A 314-nucleotide genomic window follows, 5' to 3' on the forward strand; every position below is an offset into this window, starting at 1 on the left:
CCGTCGAGGACCTTGACCTGGACCTCTGGGTGTCGGCCGACCACTCCGAGATCATCCGTCTCGACGAGGACGAGTTCGAGGAGAGCGGCCTCGCCGAGCGCGACCCGAAGGCCGCGTCCCGCGCGGTCCAGGCCCTCGACGAGCTCGAACTCCTCGCCCAGCGCGGCCAATTGACTCAGTCGCTCCACACCACCGCATAACGCTCGTCGTCGACGGCCCTGCCCCACAGAGCAGGGTCGTCCGACAGCGGCTCGTGCCGCGCGCCGTCCCCCAGCAGCTCCGTCAGCAGCCGCGCGGGCACCCCCACACCACCC

Annotated in this window: 1 protein-coding gene; it reads left to right on the forward strand. The window is 71.3% G+C overall.

Annotated elements, in window-relative coordinates; all coding sequences use genetic code 11:
- On the forward strand, positions 1–200 hold a 200-nt coding region (locus J0695_RS40295; protein WP_206969766.1), incomplete at its 5' end, for a ribonuclease FAU-1 family protein.
- Positions 201–314: the final 114 nt, after the last annotated feature.

Origin of the sequence: Streptomyces beijiangensis, assembly GCF_017315755.1 — a bacterium.
GTDB classification, from domain to species: Bacteria; Actinomycetota; Actinomycetes; order Streptomycetales; family Streptomycetaceae; genus Streptomyces; species Streptomyces beijiangensis.